The sequence below is a fragment of the Terrabacter sp. P2_E3 genome, from assembly GCF_056403915.1.
This window is the reverse complement of the sequence record NZ_JBFUEN010000019.1, coordinates 1-16,168: the sequence shown is the minus strand read 5'-3', so window position 1 is coordinate 16,168 and position 16,168 is coordinate 1. Positions and strand designations below refer to the sequence as shown.

Annotated in this window: 14 protein-coding genes; 7 read left to right on the top strand and 7 right to left on the bottom strand. The window is 71.5% G+C overall.

From position 1 onward, the window contains the following. Nucleotides 1–66 precede the first annotated feature (66 nt). Nucleotides 67–1,053 carry an LLM class F420-dependent oxidoreductase gene (locus AC1DW8_RS20040; RefSeq protein ID WP_478095634.1) on the top strand — a complete coding sequence of 329 codons (987 nt, stop codon included), beginning with the start codon at nucleotides 67–69 and terminating at the stop codon, nucleotides 1,051–1,053. A 22-nt stretch (nucleotides 1,054–1,075) separates the two neighbouring features. Here AC1DW8_RS20040 and AC1DW8_RS20035 read toward each other — a convergent pair whose 3' ends face one another. Then, nucleotides 1,076–1,612, bottom strand: coding sequence for a DUF4395 domain-containing protein (locus AC1DW8_RS20035; protein WP_478095633.1), 537 nt, complete (start codon nucleotides 1,610–1,612; stop codon nucleotides 1,076–1,078). A 47-nt stretch (nucleotides 1,613–1,659) separates the two neighbouring features. Then, the gene (locus AC1DW8_RS20030; RefSeq protein WP_478095632.1) at nucleotides 1,660–3,183 is read right to left on the bottom strand and encodes an MFS transporter; all 1,524 of its coding nucleotides are present in this window, start codon (nucleotides 3,181–3,183) and stop codon (nucleotides 1,660–1,662) included. Nucleotides 3,184–3,263: 80 nt separating this feature from the next. Here AC1DW8_RS20030 and AC1DW8_RS20025 point away from each other — a divergent pair, with 80 nt between their 5' ends. Beyond that, the gene (locus AC1DW8_RS20025; RefSeq protein WP_478095631.1) at nucleotides 3,264–4,061 is read left to right on the top strand and encodes a deoxyribonuclease IV; all 798 of its coding nucleotides are present in this window, start codon (nucleotides 3,264–3,266) and stop codon (nucleotides 4,059–4,061) included. Nucleotides 4,062–4,136: 75 nt separating this feature from the next. Here AC1DW8_RS20025 and AC1DW8_RS20020 read toward each other — a convergent pair whose 3' ends face one another. After that, entirely contained in the window at nucleotides 4,137–4,967 is an 831-nt protein-coding gene (locus tag AC1DW8_RS20020; RefSeq protein ID WP_478095630.1) for a DUF4118 domain-containing protein, read from the bottom strand. Nucleotides 4,968–5,096: 129 nt separating this feature from the next. Between AC1DW8_RS20020 and AC1DW8_RS20015 the strand changes: the two genes are divergently transcribed. After that, complete coding sequence (locus AC1DW8_RS20015; protein WP_478095629.1) at nucleotides 5,097–5,501, top strand: DUF6855 family protein; 405 nt, start codon at nucleotides 5,097–5,099, stop codon at nucleotides 5,499–5,501. Next, nucleotides 5,495–5,896 (top strand): DUF3224 domain-containing protein, encoded by a 402-nt coding sequence (locus tag AC1DW8_RS20010; protein ID WP_056778790.1) that lies wholly within the window; start codon nucleotides 5,495–5,497, stop codon nucleotides 5,894–5,896. The genes AC1DW8_RS20015 and AC1DW8_RS20010 overlap by 7 nt, the downstream gene beginning before the upstream one ends. Before the next feature lie 63 nt (nucleotides 5,897–5,959). Here AC1DW8_RS20010 and AC1DW8_RS20005 read toward each other — a convergent pair whose 3' ends face one another. Further along, the gene (locus tag AC1DW8_RS20005) at nucleotides 5,960–11,080 is read right to left on the bottom strand and encodes a GH92 family glycosyl hydrolase (protein WP_478095628.1); all 5,121 of its coding nucleotides are present in this window, start codon (nucleotides 11,078–11,080) and stop codon (nucleotides 5,960–5,962) included. Nucleotides 11,081–11,305: 225 nt separating this feature from the next. Between AC1DW8_RS20005 and AC1DW8_RS20000 the strand changes: the two genes are divergently transcribed. Together AC1DW8_RS20000 and AC1DW8_RS19995 are read left to right on the top strand one after the other, a co-directional pair. Continuing rightward, nucleotides 11,306–12,337, top strand: coding sequence for a LacI family DNA-binding transcriptional regulator (locus AC1DW8_RS20000; protein ID WP_235509650.1), 1,032 nt, complete (start codon nucleotides 11,306–11,308; stop codon nucleotides 12,335–12,337). A 23-nt stretch (nucleotides 12,338–12,360) separates the two neighbouring features. Continuing rightward, nucleotides 12,361–13,398 carry a class I mannose-6-phosphate isomerase gene (locus tag AC1DW8_RS19995; RefSeq protein ID WP_478095627.1) on the top strand — a complete coding sequence of 346 codons (1,038 nt, stop codon included), beginning with the start codon at nucleotides 12,361–12,363 and terminating at the stop codon, nucleotides 13,396–13,398. Nucleotides 13,399–13,434: 36 nt separating this feature from the next. Here the strand turns inward: AC1DW8_RS19995 and AC1DW8_RS19990 are convergent, their stop codons facing one another. Beyond that, entirely contained in the window at nucleotides 13,435–14,289 is an 855-nt protein-coding gene (locus tag AC1DW8_RS19990; RefSeq protein ID WP_442276556.1) for an ABC transporter permease, read from the bottom strand. Beyond that, on the bottom strand, nucleotides 14,286–15,326 hold the full coding sequence (locus AC1DW8_RS19985; RefSeq protein WP_056778804.1) for an ATP-binding cassette domain-containing protein: 1,041 nt from the start codon (nucleotides 15,324–15,326) through the stop codon (nucleotides 14,286–14,288). Before AC1DW8_RS19985 ends, AC1DW8_RS19990 begins: the two co-directional genes overlap by 4 nt. A gap of 220 nt (nucleotides 15,327–15,546) precedes the next feature. On the opposite strand from AC1DW8_RS19985, the gene AC1DW8_RS19980 reads away from it, so the two are divergent. Continuing rightward, nucleotides 15,547–15,924: a helix-turn-helix domain-containing protein gene (locus AC1DW8_RS19980; RefSeq protein ID WP_056778807.1), complete on the top strand. Its 378-nt coding sequence runs from the start codon at nucleotides 15,547–15,549 to the stop codon at nucleotides 15,922–15,924. A 33-nt stretch (nucleotides 15,925–15,957) separates the two neighbouring features. On the opposite strand, the gene AC1DW8_RS19975 is transcribed toward AC1DW8_RS19980, so the two are convergent. Further along, a partial coding sequence (locus AC1DW8_RS19975; RefSeq protein WP_478095626.1) for a peptidoglycan-binding domain-containing protein occupies nucleotides 15,958–16,168 on the bottom strand: 211 nt, incomplete at its 5' end.

Below are 16,168 nucleotides of genomic sequence, written 5' to 3'. Positions count from 1 at the left end.
GAGCTGTCCACAACTGTGGACAGACCCTGTACACGTAGTGCCTCGAGAAATGGGTAGGTCCCACGCGTGACGAACTTCGGATACACCCTGATGACCGAGCAGAGCGGCCCCAAGGACCTCGTCCGCTGGGCCGTGCGCGCCGAGGAGGTCGGCTTCGACCTCGCGGTCTCGAGCGACCACTACTCCCCCTGGCTCACGGAGCAGGGGCACGCGCCGTACGCGTGGTCGGTGCTCGGCGCCGTGGCGCAGGCCACCGAGCGCCTCGAGCTCATGACCTACGTGACGTGCCCGACGATGCGCTACCACCCGGCCGTCGTCGCGCAGAAGTCGGCGACGATGCAGCTCCTCTCCGACGGCCGCTTCACGCTGGGCCTCGGCAGCGGCGAGAGCCTCAACGAGCACGTCGTCGGCGAGGGCTGGCCCGGTGTCGTGACCCGCCAGGAGATGCTCGTCGAGGCCATCGAGATCATCCGCGAGCTGCACTCCGGCGAGCTCGTGACCCACCACGGCGAGTACTTCGACGTCGACTCGGCGCGCATCTGGGACCTGCCGGACATCCTCGTCCCGGTGGCCGTGGCCGTCAGCGGCGACGCGTCGATCGAGCGGCTCGCCCCGCTCGCCGACCACATGATCGCGGTGCAGCCGGAGGCGGAGCTCGTCGAGACGTGGAACCGCACCGACGGCGCCGAGCGCATCGGCTCCGGCGCCCGCGCCATCGGCCAGATCCCGATCAGCTGGGACCCCGACCGCGACGCGGCGGTGGCCCGGGCCCACGAGCAGTTCCGCTGGTTCGGCGGCGGCTGGTCGGTCAACGCCGACCTGCCCACCCCGGCCGGCTTCGCCGGTGCCACACAGTTCGTGCGCCCCGAGGACGTCGCGGCCTCGATCCCGTGCGGGCCCGACCTCGACGCGATCGTCGAGGCCGTGCGCCCCTACTGGGAGGCGGGCTTCACCGACATCGCCCTGGTCCAGATCGGCGGGGACGCCCAGGCGCGCTTCCTCGACGAGGCCGCCGGCCCGCTGCTCGAGAAGCTGCGGGGCGCCGCCGGCTGACGGTCAGGCCGCCGGCTGGCGCTCAGGCCGCCTGCTGGCCCGCGCGCTCGGCGACGAGGCGCTCACGACGCTTCGTGATGTCGGCGCACTCGAGGCAGACCTCCTCGGGGATGAGGCCGAGGCGCATGAGGCCCGAGAAGAGGATGCAGCCGACGCAGATGCCGAGGATCGACTCGAGCGCCGGGAAGAGCACCATGATGGCGCCGATGACGACGACGGCGACGATGACGCCCGTCGAGCCGGTGACGAGGGAGATGACCCAGAGCGCGGTCGCGGCGACCGTCATGACCGCACCGATGGCCGCCGCGAACCGCTTGGGCGGACCGGCCGTCGGTCGCTTCGGCGCGGAGACGGCGGGTCGGATCCACCGCTGCACGAGCCGGGCGATCGGGCTGACCCGGGGTCCGAGCATGGCCCGCAGGCTGAAGTCCACAGCGAGGACGGCGTAGAGCCACCACTGCTGGGTCGCGAGGGCGACGACGCCGATGACGAGCACGACCGCGGCGATGAGCCGGACCGTGATCTCGTCGACGACGGCGGGGAAGCGCGAAGAACTCATCCCTGCATTATGCACGACATAAGGTGAAGTTATGCAACCCTGGGCGATCAGCGCGAGCGCAGCACCCGCAGGGCGATGACCGCGCAGCCCACGAAGAGGGCGGCGCCCACGCCGGCCACGACGGCGAGGCTGGCCGTGAACGCCTCCTGGGCCGCGGTGACGAGGCCGCGAGCGGCCTCGTCCGGCAGGGTCGTCGCCGTCCGGACGGCGCCGGCGAGGGAGTCGAGCGCGGCGGTGGCTGCGCTCCCGCTGTGCGCGGCGGCATACGGCGCCAGCTGGTCGCGGTAGACGAACGTCGCGAGGGAGCCCAGCACGGCGATGCCGACGGCGATCCCGAACTCACCGGACGTCTCGGACAGCGAGGCGACCGACCCGGCACGCTCCGGCGGCGCCGACTGCATCATGACGCCCATCGTCAACGTCGACGGGAGCATGATCCCGAAGGAGGTCAGGCACATGCCGAAGACGAGCAGGCCGAGGCCCTGGGCCGGGCCGACCTGCGTGTAGAGCGCGAGACCCGCGGCACAGACGACCAGACCGGTGGCCATGGTGCGCGCCGTGCCGAGCCGGTGGGCGATCCGCGCCGAGGAGGACGCACCGACGAGCAGGGCGATGTTGGCCGGGAGCATCGTGAGGCCCGCGCCCAGCGGGTCGAGGCCCGCGACGAGCTGCAGCCACTGCGAGCTGAGGAACGACACACCGGCCATGACCACGCCACCGACGAGCATCACCGCGAGCGCCGTCGAGAAGGCGCGGCTGCGGAAGAGCGTGAGGTCGACGAGCGGGTTGGCGATGCGCCGCTGACGGCGGACGAAGACGAGGCCGAGGGCGCACCCGACCGACATCGTCAGGAGGGCCGTCGTCGTGTCGCCGCCGCGGGCGATCTCCTTGAAGCCGTAGATGACCGGCAGGATCGCGGCGAGCGACAGGACCGAGCTGACCACGTCGACCGGGGCGCCGGCGTGCCGGTCGGACTCCGGCAGCACGCGACGGCCGACGACGACGAGCAGCACCATGAACGGGACGCCGAGCAGGAACGCCGAGCCCCACCAGAAGTGCTGGAGCAGGACGCCGCCGACGAGCGGACCCACGGCCATGCCACCCATGAAGCACGAGTACCAGACGCCGATCGCCGTCATCATCGCCTTCTCGTCGGTGAAGATCGTCCGGATCAGCCCCATCGTCGACGGCATGAGCGTCGCGCCGGCGATGCCGAGCATCGCGCGCCAGAAGATCAGCTGACCGGGGCTCGAGGCGTACGCGGCCGCTGCGCTCGCGACGCCGAAGGCCACCGCGCCGATGAGCAGCAGGCGCTTGCGACCGATGCGGTCCCCGACCGCGCCCATCGTCACGAGGAAGCCGGCGAGGACGAAGGAGTAGATGTCGAGCATCCACAGCTGCTGGGTCGTGCTGGCGCCGAGGTCGGCGGACAGCTCGGGCAGCGCGAGGTAGAGGACGCTGACGTCGAGGGAGAGGAGCAGTGCCGTCAGGGCGAGGACGCCGAGGGCGACCCACTGCCGGCGGGTCGGCCGCGAGGTGGGCAGGGTCTGGGGCTGCGAAGTCGTCGTCATGCCCTCACGTCGAACGGGCCCGCGCCGTCTCGACACGGCCACGCGAAATCGGTGTCGGCCGGGCGGCATACGCTGGCGACATGGCTCTACACATCGGTGCGCACGTCGACCAGGAGGACCCGATCGCGGAGGCGAAGGCGCGGGGGGCGTCGCTCTCGCAGCTCTTCCTCGGCGACCCGCAGAGCTACAAGGGCCCCGTGATCCGGTACGCCGGTGGCGCGGCAGCGCTCAAGGCCGACGCCGAGGCCGCGGGCATCGACCTCTACGTCCACGCGCCCTACCCGATCAACGTCGCGAGCCTCAACAACCGCATCCGCATCCCCGGCCGCAAGCTGCTCCAGCAGCACCTGACCGCCGCGGCCGAGATCGGCGCCAAGGGCGTCATCGTGCACGGGGGCCACCTCGGCGCCGACGAGGACGCCGCCACGGGCTTCGACAACTGGCGCAAGTGCGTCGACGGCCTCGACCTGCCGGTGCCGCTCCTCATCGAGAACACCGCGGGCGGCGACAACGCCATGGCCCGCCGGCTCGAGGCGATCGCCCGGCTCTGGGACGCCATCGGCTCGGCGTCCGGCAGCGACCAGGTCGGCTTCTGCCTCGACACGTGCCACGCCCACGCCGGCGGCAACGACCTCGGCACCGTCGTCGACGAGGTGCGCGCCATCACCGGGCGCATCGACCTCGTCCACGCCAACGACTCGCGCGACGAGTTCGACTCGGGCGCCGACCGCCACACGAACTTCGGCTCCGGGCACATCGCCGGCGAGGCTCTCGCGGGGGTCATTCGCGCAGCAGGGGCGCCCGTCGTGTGCGAAACACCGGGCGGACTCGAGGGCCAGACGACAGATATCGCCTGGCTGAGGTCACAGGTCGACTGATTCCGTCGTTTCCCAGCCCGGTCTCAGGAATTCCTGACCGTCTCTTTACCCACCGGGCTCGCGCGGGCCCCTAGGTTACTCAGGGGTTGCGAACGGGTCGCCGACGATGCCGTCCCCTCGCGCCCGCACGCTTGCGCCGCGTCCCGCCATCCCCTCCTCGGTGGCGGGCCGCGGCGCTCGTGCGTTCGCCATCCGGTCGGCGAGGAGCACGGCGACGCGCCGCTGCTCCGGGGTGGGCCGCACGACGTGGGTCGACGCGGTCACCCGGAAGTGACCGACGACGTCGGTGCCGCGACGGACGACGACCGCCGTGTAGCCGTCGGTGGGCAGCCCGGTGCGCTCGACAGGGAGCCGTCGCCCGCCCGTGGTGACCTGGCCGTCCGCCCCGATGACGGCGTCGTTCCAGCGGGGCCGGCCGGCGTCCCACGAGCAGCGGTCGGCACCGAGCACCGTGGTGATCGCGGTCGCGATGGCCGCGGACCGGGCCTGCTCCGTCGTGTCGGGCGGCAGGTCGAGCAGCTGGGTCAGGCCGGAGATGTAGCCGTCCCGGCGCTGGGCGGCGGCCTGCTGGCGACGCCCCCACAGCGCGATCTCGGTGACGGCCAGGCCCACGACGACGAGCGCCAGGGCGAGCTCGAGGTCGTCCCGGTGGTGGATCGAGAGCGAGTAGAACGGCTCCGTGAGGAAGAAGTCGAAGGCACCGGCGGCCGCGAGCGCCGCGGCGACACCGGCGACCCGGTCGCCCGTGGCGGCGGCCGCGACGACCGTGAGGACGAGCACCATGGCGGCGGTGCTCTGGTTCATCCCGTCGCGGAACAGGCCGAGGGCGGCACCCACGACGATCGGCAGGAGCAGGGCCGCCCATCGCGTCGGCGCGCGGTGCTCGGCGAGCCAGTCAGTGGTCATGACTCCACGGAACACCCGCCGGCAGGGACACCTCGCCATTTCGCCTGCATCCTGACGCGATCTTGACGCCGTCCTGACGACGCGGGAGTAGAAAGGTGGGGCGACGACGTCGAGACCCAGGAGGACACCGTGAGCGGGACCGGAAGCGCCGACGACCCGTGGGTGCTGCGCACGCCACCGGGCACCTCGGAGTACACGATGCACCGCGCCGACGACACTGAGCCGCCGCAGCTCGTCTGCCAGGTGGGCTCGACGCGACTGACCTACGACGCCCGGGTCGTCGACGACCTCCACGCGTGGCTGAGGGAGCAGGGTGACTGGGTCCCGCTCGGGGCCGCCGACGAGCAGAAGCCGGCCAAGGAAGGCACGGTGGAGGCCTGGGCGCGGTCGGAGACCAACCCGGTCGGTGGCTGGTACGGCCTGCGCAAGGGCTACCGAGGGCGCGTCGGCATGTACCTGCCTCCCCTGCTCGAGGAGCTCGGCCTCGCCGAGGTGGAGCACCAGCCGCGCAACAACCGGATGCGCGCATGCTGAGCAGCTCGACCTTCACGACGTCCGACTTCGACGTCACCGACTACGTCCCGGACGTGACGACGGCCCTGCCCACCGGGCACCTGCGGATGCGCAAGACGTATGCCGGTGACGTCGAGGGGCGCAGCGTCACGCAGTTCACGTCGGCCTTCGACCAGACCTCCGGTGTCGGCACGTACGTCGCCCTCGAGTCCTTCGAGGGCACGGTCGCCGGGCGCCACGGCGCCTTCAACTTCGTGCACGCGGCCTCGACCAGCGGCGCGGACCGCGCGAACGAGTACGGCCTCATCGTCCCCGGGAGCGGGACCGAGGAGCTCGCCGACATCGAGGGCTCGGTGCGCCTCACGGTCGACTCCGACGGCACCCACCGGATGGACTTCGACCACAACCTCGGGTGAGGACGCCGCAGAGCGGCGCGGGGAGGCGTGTTCCCCGCGCCGCTCTGCTGTCGTGCCTCCGGGCTAGCCGACCGTGACGGTGAGCGAGCTCAGCACGTCGGACCGGGAGTCCGAGACGAGGACCCGCACCGTGTAGGTGCCCGCGGCGGCCCACGTGTGGCCGCCCGTGACGGTGGCCGTGCCGTCGGCCGCCGTCGTCACCGTCGCGTCCTCGGTCACGGTGCCGTCGCCCCACTGGACGCGGGCCGTGTAGCCGGTGTCCGCGGAGACGCCGCCCGACGCAGTGCCCAGCGTGACGTCGGTGTCGGCGCCGGTCGCCGCGGTGGCGTCGGAAGCGGCCGCGACGGTGAGGGCCGAACCGTTGTCGGCGACGGCGAACACGTGGATCCGTCCGGCCGTCGTCGGGTCGCCGGTCTGCGTCGCCAGGGTCACCGACTCGACCGTCTTGCCGGCCGGCACCGTGAGCGGCGCGGTGGCGAACAGCTTGGCGCGGCAGCCGTCGGTGCCCGTGCCGTTGAGGCGGTAGGCCATCTCGATGGCCACGGTGTTGCCGAACTGCGCGGATCCGCACCAGTCGCCGTACTGCACCGGGTAGCTCGTCGTCGAGCCGTCGGTGAAGCGCACCGTGGCGGTCGTGTCCTGGTTGCGCTGCGTGCCCGTGCCGATGAGCGACAGCTTCGTCGCCCCGGGGGCCAGCGTCACGGGCAGGGTCTGACCCGCACCCGTCGCGTTGTCCTTCTCGCCGACCGGGATGCCCGGCATCGAGAACCGGAGGTCGGTCCCCGGCACCGTGAGCAGCTTGCCGGGCACGCCACCTGCGGCAGCGAGGGCTGCACGGGACAGGCCCGCGTCCTTGCCGTCGCAGTGGACGACGTCGCCGACGTTGCCGAAGCACACGGAGTCGAACCCGGCGGCATACGCCGGCGTGGACGCCTGGTGCACGGTCACGGCGCCGAGGGCGGAGCCGCTGTCGTTCGCCGTCGTGACGGTGACCTTCGGCTGGTACGGCCCGGGCTTGGCCCACGTGTGGGTGCCACGGACGGTGTACGAGCCGAGGTCGCCGGCCTCGATGGTGCCCGCCGAGCTCGTGCCGTCACCCCAGGCGATGGTCGCCGTGGCCGAGTCGGCCGGGTCGGTGCCCTGGCCGACGCCACCCGAGAAGGTGGCGACGGTGCCCGACCAGGAGGTGTCCTCCGAGACCTCGAACGGCTCGACCGCCGAGACCTTGAGCCCGGTGTTCTGGGCCTTGGAGCCGTCGGTGAGCAGCTCGAGCTCGGAGAGGTTCGCTGCCGCACCACCCGCGGTCGCCGTGACGACGAGGCGGTGGGTCGTGAACGTCCCCGTGTGCGCGATCTCGAACGGACGCGTCTGCACCCGCCACGGGAAGACCTGCGCCGTCCGCGTGTCGAGCGTCTGCCAGGTCGCGCCGTCGTCCTTGCTGCCCTCGAGGCGCCACGCCGACGGGTCGCCGGCCTTGGGACCCGAGGTGACGGTGTACCAGGTGGCGCGCTGGCCGACGCCGGAGAGGGCGAAGGTCACCGACGGCGTACCCGAGGTGAAGGCCACCGACGTCCGCGACGTGTTGTCGAAGAGCGCCTTGGCGTCGGCACCCGACGCGAGGTCGGTCGCCGTCGCGGTGCCGCGGCCGGGACCGGTCGCGTCCTTGAGCGGCGTCGGCGCCTCGGTGCCCTGCGTCAGCGACGGCGGGGCGTCCTGGGCACGGGAGCCGAAGTCGGACGGCTTGGCACCCATCGCGAAGTCGACCATGGTCGGGCCGGTGAGCTCGTCCTGGCTGATCGAGACGCTCTTGTGCTTCTTGCCGTCGACGGTGACGCCCTGCACGTAGATGTTGTGCTCGGAGTTGCCGGGCGCGTTGACGACGAGGTCGCCCTGCGTGCGCTTGACCGTCACCTGGTCGAACTTCGGAGAGCCGATGGCCCAGTTGGCCGAGCCGACCTGCAGCGGGTAGATGCCGAGCGAGGAGAGGACGTACCACGCCGACATCTCGCCGTTGTCCTCGTCGCCCGGGTAGCCCTGGCCGATCTCGCCGCCGACGTAGAGGCGGCGCATGATCTCGCGGACCTTCTCGGCCGTCTTCCACTGCTGGCCGGTCCAGTCGTACATGTAGGCGATGTGGTGGCTCACCTGGTTGCTCTGGCCGAGCTGGCCCATGCGGACGTCGCGAGCCTCGAGCATCTCGTGGATGACGCCGCCGTAGCCGCCGGGCTTCGTCGCCGTCTCGGGCGTCGCGAAGAACGTGTCGAGCTTCTTCGCGAGCGCGTCACGGCCGCCGTAGAGGTTCGCGAGGCCGTTGCCGTCGAAGGGCGCATGGAAGGCGAAGTTCCAGGCGTTCGTCTCGGTGTAGTCGCCGCCCCAGTCCTCGGGGTCGAAGCTCGACGGGAAGGTGCCGTCGGCGCCGCGGCCCTGGAAGAAGCCGACCTTCGGGTTGAAGAGGTTGCCGTAGTGCGTCGCCCGCTCGAGGAAGTACGTCGACTCCTCGGCGAGCTGGGCGCGGCGCGACGTCGGCGTGGCCGGGTCCTTGGCGAGCTTGGCCGCCATGGTGCCGATGCCGAAGTCGTTGACGAGGCCCTCGAGACCCCACGAGACGCTCTCGCCCGTGTCGGTGCTCGTGTAGCCGAGGAAGGTGGACGTGTCGAGACCCTTCCGACCGACCGCGCTCGACGTCGGCAGGACCGTCGCGTTCTTGACGGCGGCGTCGTAGGCCGCGAGCGGGTCGGGCAGCTTGACGCCCTTGGCGTACGCGTCGGCGAACGCCACGTCCGAGCTCGTGCCGGTCATGAGGTCGGCGTAGCCCGGCGAGCTCCACCGCGCGACCCAGCCGCCGTCGCGGTACTGCTGCACGAAGCCGTCGGCGATCTCGGCCGCCACCTCCGGGTAGAGCAGGCTGTAGGCCGGCCACACGGTGCGGTAGGTGTCCCAGAAGCCGTTGTTGACGTAGATCTTGCCGTCCTTGACGGCGGCGTTCGTCGTCGTCGCCGTGGCCGAACCGCTCTTGGCCGCAACGGGGCTCGCGTACTGGTAGCGCGGGGCCGCAGCCGTGCCGGTGTTCTCGAACTGGCTGTTGGGGTAGAGGTTGAGCCGGTAGAGGTTGGAGTAGAGCGTCGTCCGCTCGCTGTCGTTGGCGCCCTTGACGCTGACGACGCCGAGTCGGGCGTTCCAGGCCGTCTTGGCCGCGGCACGCACCGCGTCGAAGTCGCGGGCCGCGAGCTCGAGGGAGTGGTTCTTCTTCGCCTGGTCGAGCGAGATGAACGACGTCGAGAGCTTGAGGACGACCTGCTTGTTCGTGCTCGTGTCGAAGGAGGCGTAGCGGGTGCCCGCGTGACCACCCGGCGCCGTGCCCACCGCCGTGGCAGGCCGGTCGAAGGTGCCGTAGACGAACATCCGGCTCCGGCCCGCGGACAGGCCGCTGCCGTTGTCGACCCAGCCCGTCATGGTGCCGGTCGCCGCGTCGACGGTGAAGGTGCCGTTGTCGTCGATGGTGTCGACGACGAGGCTGCCCTTGCTCGCCGAGGCGGGGAAGGTGAACCGGTAGACGCCGCCGTGGTCGGCCGGGGCCGTCTCGGCGGTGAGGCCGCCGGCGAGGGCCACCTTGTAGTAGTCGGGGTGGGCCACCTCGGTCGCGTGGTCGAAGGCGAGGCCACGGGCGGAGGCGCTGCCCGTCGGGGTACCCGTCGCGATGGACGGCATGACCGACATCTGGTTGCGGTCACCCATCCACGGGCTCGGCTCGTGCGAGACCGCCAGGCCCTGCAGGACAGGGAGGTTCGCCGCGTTGTTGGCCGACTGGTAGTAGTACTCCCACGACTGCGAGTTGGCGCTCGTCACCGGGGTGAAGAAGGTGAAGCCGTTGGGCACCGCGCTGATCGGCAGGTTGTTGCCGCGCGAGAACCCGCCCGACGCGTTGGTGCCGCGCCGCACGTCGACGTAGTTCGTCAGGTCCGAGCCGTCGATGGCCGCCGGCTCGGCCTGGACCGCGACGTCGTCGATCCAGCCACCGAAGCGGGTGTCCTTCGTGGCGCCTCCGACGTTGTCGTAGCCGACGAGGACGCGGTCGATCGTCTTGCCCGCGGCGACCTTGCCGACGTCGAGCGAGACGGCGTTCCACTGGTTGGCGTAGAGGATCTTGCCCTTGCCCTGGCCGCTCGGGCTGCCCGCGACACCGTGCTGGTCGTCGGCGCCGAGGTCGGACAGGTAGGTGCCGTCGGTGAAGCGGACGTCGAGGGCGGCATACGTGGACGGGTACTCGAGGTCGCCCGAGATCATGTCGGGGAAGATCTTGTAGCTCAGCTGGGTCCTCGACGTGACCGGCAGGTCGACGTCGAAGAGCCGGTTCCACGCGTAGCCGCGGCCGTCGGCGGTGTGGCCACCGGAGTAGCGCAGCGCCTTGACACCGGTCCAGCCGACGAGCGGCTTGATGTTGAAGCCCGAGATGGGGCCCGAGCCGACGATCGTCTTCATCGGCGTCGCCGGGCCCGAGCCCGTGCTGCCGTCGGAGAGGTCCCAGTCGGCGAGCTGGACCGTGCCCCCGGAGTGGATCGCCGTGACGTTGAGCCGGTAGTACGCGTACGTCCCCGCCGTCGTGACGTCGAACGTGCGCGTGGCGAAGCGTCCCGAGAAGTCGATGCCCGTGCGGCGGTCGAGGTCGGTCCACGTCGTGCCGTCGGCCGACCCCTGGAGCGTGAAGTCCTTGGGGTCCCGCTCCGGGGAGTCGTTGGCCGACGTCAGCGAGTAGCGGACGGCCTTGGCCGGCGTGCCGAGCTGGTAGCGCACCCAGCCGCTCGAGGCGAAGGCCAGCCACTTGCTGTCGGGGTTGGCGTCGGCGAGGTTGGCCGCGACCTCGCCCGGGGTGTTCTCCGCGCTCGCGGTGACGCCGACGACCGAGCCGAGGAGGCTGCCGTTGGCGCTCGCCGTGCCGGAGACGTTCTGCTGCCGCGGGCCGGCGGGACCGGACTCGACGGTCGAGAGCGCCGGTTGCGCCTGGCCGGTCTCGAACGAGGTCGAGAAGTCACCCGCGCCCGCGACGGCGGTGGGTGCTGAGAGCGGCGCCGTCGCAGGGCTGCCGACGGCGTTCGCTGAAGCAGGACCGGCGACCGCACCCGCGGTCGACGTGGCCAGGACTGCCAGGGCGATGACGCCTCTGTGGATCCCGGATCTCTTGGGCATGGGTTCCTCCGTGCTCGTCGTTGAGCCGTGCTGAATGTCAGGTCGGGGCCGGCGACCCCGAGCCGCCTCCGACTCGGCCGAGACTCGCCGTACCCGACAAAGGCCGTCAACAGCCCGAACCGATCTTGTCCGGTCAGGACATCGGATCGGACAGAACCCCACGGGCGCGGCCCTCAACGAGACCCTGGCGTTGCCATTCGAGCGCTCGCTGACCAGACTGCGGGCATGACAGCGTTGTCTGACCACCGGACAGCCACCCGCCCGACCATGGCCGACGTCGCCGCCGAGGCGCACGTCTCGGTCAAGACCGTCTCGCGCGTGGTCAACCACGAGCCGGGCGTGCGTCCTGACACGGCCGAGCGGGTGCGGGCCGTCATCGAGCGACTCGGTTTCCGGCGCCACGACGGCGCCCGCCTCATGCGCCAGGGTCGCACCTTCACCATCGCCCTCGTCGTCGAGGACCTCGCCAACCCCTTCTACTCGCAGGTCGGCGCGGCCGTCGAGCGCGAGGCGCGCATCCGCCAGCACCAGCTCATCACCGCATCGGCCGAGGGCTCGCCCTCGCGAGAGCGCGCCGTCATCGAGGCGCTCGTGAACCGCCGCGTCGACGGCATCGTCGTCGTCCCGGCCGACGAGAGCGCGTCCTCGGACGCCGTGCTCGAGGCGAGCCACACGCCGATCGTCTACATGGATCGTCCCGTCCGGGGCACCCCGCGCGACACGATCCTCAGTGACAACCACGGCGGCATCCGCAGCGCCGTCGAGCACCTCGTCGCGCACGGCCACCGCAACATCGCCTTCTACGGCGACGACCCGGCGTTCTGGACCGCCCGGCAGCGCCGCGACGCCTTCGTCACGACGCAGCAGAGCCTCGGACTGCCCACGACCCCACGCGTCTCGATGGGTCCGCACAGTCCGGCCTCCGTGCACGAGTCGCTGAGCCAGTGGACGACGGGCCCGGAGCCGATCACCGCGGTCATCACCGGCAACAACCGCATCACCCTCGCCGCCCTCCTCGCCCTGCGCGAGCTGCGGCTCCCGCTGTCGCTCGTCGGCTACGACGACTTCGAGCTCGCCGCCCTCATCGACCCCCCGGTCACCGTCGTGCACCAGGACCCGGCGGCCATGGGACAGAAGGCTGCCCAGCAGCTCTTCGCCCGCCTGCTCGGCGACGAGTCGCAGGCCCAGACCGTCGTCATGCCGACGCGGCTCATCGTCCGCGCCTCGGGCGTCCGCCGAGGGACCCCCACCCGATGACCGAACCGAGGAGCACCAGCACCGTGTCACAGACCACCGTGTCCGACCCGACCCGCCTGCCGCCCAACACGCCCCACCGGTTCTACCGGGGCGGCGAGCGCATCCTCGCCTTCCGCGGCCTCGAGGTGCCGGGGGGCTTCGACGACCACCGCCCCGAGGACTGGCTCGCGTCGACGACGCGTCTCTTCGCCGAGGGCGGTGGCGGGCTCACGGTGCTCACCGACGGGACGCCCCTGCCCGACGCCCTGGCGGCCGACCCCGACCACTGGCTCGGGGCCGATCACGTGACCCGCCACGGCTTCGAGCCGGGGCTGCTGACGAAGCTGCTCGACGCCGGTGAGCGCCTGCCCGTCCACTCCCACCCCGACCGCGCCTTCGCCGCGGCCCACCTCGACTGCGACCACGGCAAGACGGAGGCCTGGATCGTCCTCGACGCGGAGCCGGGTGCCTGCGTCTGGCTGGGCTTCCGCGACGAGCTGCCTCCCGACGAGCTGGCCGAGCTCGTCGAGGCCCAGGACGATCGTCTCCTCGCCGCGCTCAACCGGATCGAGGTGTCGCCGGGTGACGCCCTGCTCGTGCCCGGCGGCCAGCCGCATGCAATCGGTGAGGGCGTGTTCGTCCTCGAGCTCCAGGAGCCGACCGACCTCTCGGTCATGCTCGAGCACCGGCGCTTCGGGCTCGAGGAGGCGCACGCCTTCCTCGGGCTCACGGTCCCGCGGGCGCTCGAGAGCGTCGACCGCGGGCCCCTGACCACCGACGGACTCGCCTCACTGCGGCGCCGCTGGGTCGACGTGACGGGTGCGGGCCACGCGCTGCCCGAGCAGGCGGCGGAGTTCTTCCGGGCCGAGGTGCTGAGCGCGACGCCGGACACCCCGGCCGGCGGCGACGCGGCGTTCGCCGTCGTCGTCGTGGTCGAGGGCCGTGGCCGCCTGACGACGGGAACGGACGCGCCCCGCACCACCGAGGTGGCACGGGGCGACGTGCTGCTCCTGCCGTACGGGGCCGGGGCCGTGCGCCTCGAGGGCGACGTCACCGTCATCCGCTGCATGCCGGCCGTCTGAACCGACGGCGGAGCCGGCGGGAGATCGCTCCCGCCCTCAGTCGGTCGTGCGGCGGATGAAGGCACGCACCGCCAGCGGGGCGACGACAGCGGTGATCGCGACCGACCAGATCACCGTCGTGAGGACCGGATGGTGGAGGGGCAGGGCGGCGTCGGGCAGCGCCTCGGGCCCGTTGCCCCACAGCTCACGCATCGCCTGGACGAGTGAGCTGATCGGGTTCCACTCGGCGATGGTGCGCAGCCAGCCGGCCATGCCCACGGTCGGGGCGAAGGTGTTGGCCAGGAACGTGATCGGGAAGATCGTCGTGAACATCAGGCCGTTGACGGCCTCGGGCGAGCGCATCGACGAGCCGACGAGGATGCCCACCCAGATCATGGCGAAACCGAAGAGCAGGAGCAGCGCGAAGGCGAGCAGCGCCTTGCCGACGCCGTTGTGGATGCGCCAGCCGATCGCGAGGCCCGTGAGCGACATGACGAAGATGCCGATGCTCGAGTGGATGATGCTGTAGATGCTGCGTCCGACGAGGACCGAGCCCCTCGAGATCGGGAGCGACCGGAACCGGTCGATGATGCCCTTGCCGAGGTCCATGTTGAGGCCGATCGCCACGATGAACGCCGAGAAGGCCATGGTCTGGGCCATGATCCCCGGCATCAGCCACTCCCGGTAGTTGAAGCCGGGGATGACGATCGAGCCTCCGAAGACGAAGGCGAAGAGCAGCACGAACATCACCGGCTGGATCGTGACGTCGGTGAGCATCTCGGGCTGTCGCTTGATGTGCTTGAGGCTGCGCCACACCATCGTCGTGACCTGACGGACGAAGCCCGGCGGCTGGAAGTCGTGGGGCTCGACGTGGGCCACCCGCGTGGCGTCCTTGACGGCGGAGTCGGTCATCGCTGCTCCTCGATCTGCGTGCTGGGCTCGGTGGAGGACTCGGCGCCGTCGCCGGAGGGCGGCTCGGCGCGGTGGCCGGTGAGGCTGAGGAAGACGTCGTCGAGGCTGGGCCGTTGCAGGCCCAGGTCGTCGAGGACGATCTCGCTGCGCTCGAACACCGTCGCGACGCGCGTCATGTCGGACAGCCCGTCGGCCGGGGCGGTCAGCTGGCGGGCCGCCACGTCGACGTGCACCTCGGGGACGTGGGCGGCGAGCAGCGCGCGTGCTGGCTCGAGCTGGTCGGCGTGGGACACGGTGAGGACGATGGCGGCCTTGCCCGACTGGTCCTTGAGCTCGAGCGGCGTGCCCTGGGCGATGATGCGGCCGTGGTTGATGACGATGATGCGGTCGGCCAGCTGGTCGGCCTCCTCGAGGTACTGCGTCGTGAGGAGCAGCGTCGTGCCGTCGCGCACGAGGCCACGGAGCACGTCCCACAGCTCGACGCGGCTGCGCGGGTCGAGACCCGTGGTCGGCTCGTCGAGGAAGAGGACGGGCGGCGTGGCGATGAGGCTGACGGCGAGGTCGAGCCGGCGTCGCATGCCACCGCTGTAGTCCTTGACCACCTTGTTGCCGGCGTCGGTGAGCGAGAAGCGCTCGAGCAGCTCGGAGGACAGGCGGCGCACCTCACCCCCCGGCAGGCCGTAGAGCGAGCCCATCATCCGGAGGTTCTCGCGGCCGGTGAGCAGCTCGTCGACCGTGGCGGCCTGGCCCGTGAGACCCATGCTGCGGCGGACCAGCTCGGGATCACGGACGACGTCGTGGCCGGCGACGCGGGCCGAGCCGCTCGTCGGGCGGCTCAGGGTCGTCATCATGCGGACGGTGGTGGTCTTGCCGGCACCGTTGGGGCCGAGCAGACCGAGGACCGTGCCCTGGGGCACGGAGAAGCTGACGTCGTCGACGGCGGTCATGTCGCCGAAGCGTTTGACGAGGTGCTCGGCCTCGATGGCCGGACCGGTGGACCGGTCGCGCACGGCGCGCGCGTCGGTGGTGATGGTCATGTGAAGGCTCCCCGGGTGAGTCGTGCCGGTGGGATGAGAGGTGTGAGTTGCGGCGTGCGACGACCTTAGGCGTCACCACCGACAAGCCTCATCGACGAAGTGAACGCCGTCAACATGTTTCGGGAGTTCGCCCACGGCGTACGCCGTCGGCCGCCGCAGTCGGCACGATCCGAGTGCTCGCGTGCGACGCTGGACGGACGCACCGAGATCGGAGACCGCCATGACCCAGCTCGCCCCGCGCCCCCAGACCACCTTCCGGACGCCGCTGCTGCGCGAGGTCTACGGACGGCTCCTGCGCGGCCTGCGCACCCGCCAGGGACGCACCCTCGCCGAGGTCGCCGCGCGCGCCGGCATCTCGGTCGCCTACCTCTCCGAGGTGGAGCGGGGGCTCAAGGAGCCGTCGTCCGAGGTGCTCGAGGCGGTCTGCGTCGCCCTCGGCTCCAGCATCACCGGCCTCGTCGGCGCTGCCCACCGCGAGCTGCGCGACCTCACGTCCGAGGGCACCGGAGGTCGCGTCCTCGACCTCACCTCGCGCGTCGGGACGAGCATCGCGACCCCCTCGGACGCAGCGACGGGCCCGGTGCTGCTCGTCGCCTGAGCGGCACCGGGCCCGTCGTCGACGGGAGCCGGATCAGTCGATGAGGCTGCCCCACGTGTTGTTGCCCACGACCCCGTCGACGACCAGACCGGTCTTGGTCTGGTAGGCGCGCACCGCCGAGTACGTTCCCGGGCCGAACGACCCGTCCACGGTCAACGAGTAGCCGGCGTCGACGAGCTCACGCTGCAGGCCCTTGACGGCCTCCCCGCTCGCGCCCTGGCGCAGCACGGGCAGCAGCGAGTAC

Excerpts from the sequence above, each read along its gene's own strand:
- AC1DW8_RS20035 (WP_478095633.1), bottom strand. The coding sequence starts at position 1,612 with ATGAGTTCTTCGCGCTTCCCCGCCGTCGTCGACGAGATCACGGTCCGG.
- AC1DW8_RS20030 (WP_478095632.1), bottom strand. The coding sequence starts at position 3,183 with ATGACGACGACTTCGCAGCCCCAGACCCTGCCCACCTCGCGGCCGACC.
- AC1DW8_RS20025 (WP_478095631.1), top strand. The coding sequence starts at position 3,264 with ATGGCTCTACACATCGGTGCGCACGTCGACCAGGAGGACCCGATCGCG.
- AC1DW8_RS20020 (WP_478095630.1), bottom strand. The coding sequence starts at position 4,967 with ATGACCACTGACTGGCTCGCCGAGCACCGCGCGCCGACGCGATGGGCG.
- AC1DW8_RS20010 (WP_056778790.1), top strand. The coding sequence starts at position 5,495 with ATGCTGAGCAGCTCGACCTTCACGACGTCCGACTTCGACGTCACCGAC.
- AC1DW8_RS20005 (WP_478095628.1), bottom strand. The coding sequence starts at position 11,080 with ATGCCCAAGAGATCCGGGATCCACAGAGGCGTCATCGCCCTGGCAGTC.
- AC1DW8_RS20000 (WP_235509650.1), top strand. The coding sequence starts at position 11,306 with ATGACAGCGTTGTCTGACCACCGGACAGCCACCCGCCCGACCATGGCC.
- AC1DW8_RS19990 (WP_442276556.1), bottom strand. The coding sequence starts at position 14,289 with ATGACCGACTCCGCCGTCAAGGACGCCACGCGGGTGGCCCACGTCGAG.
- AC1DW8_RS19985 (WP_056778804.1), bottom strand. The coding sequence starts at position 15,326 with ATGACCATCACCACCGACGCGCGCGCCGTGCGCGACCGGTCCACCGGT.
- AC1DW8_RS19980 (WP_056778807.1), top strand. The coding sequence starts at position 15,547 with ATGACCCAGCTCGCCCCGCGCCCCCAGACCACCTTCCGGACGCCGCTG.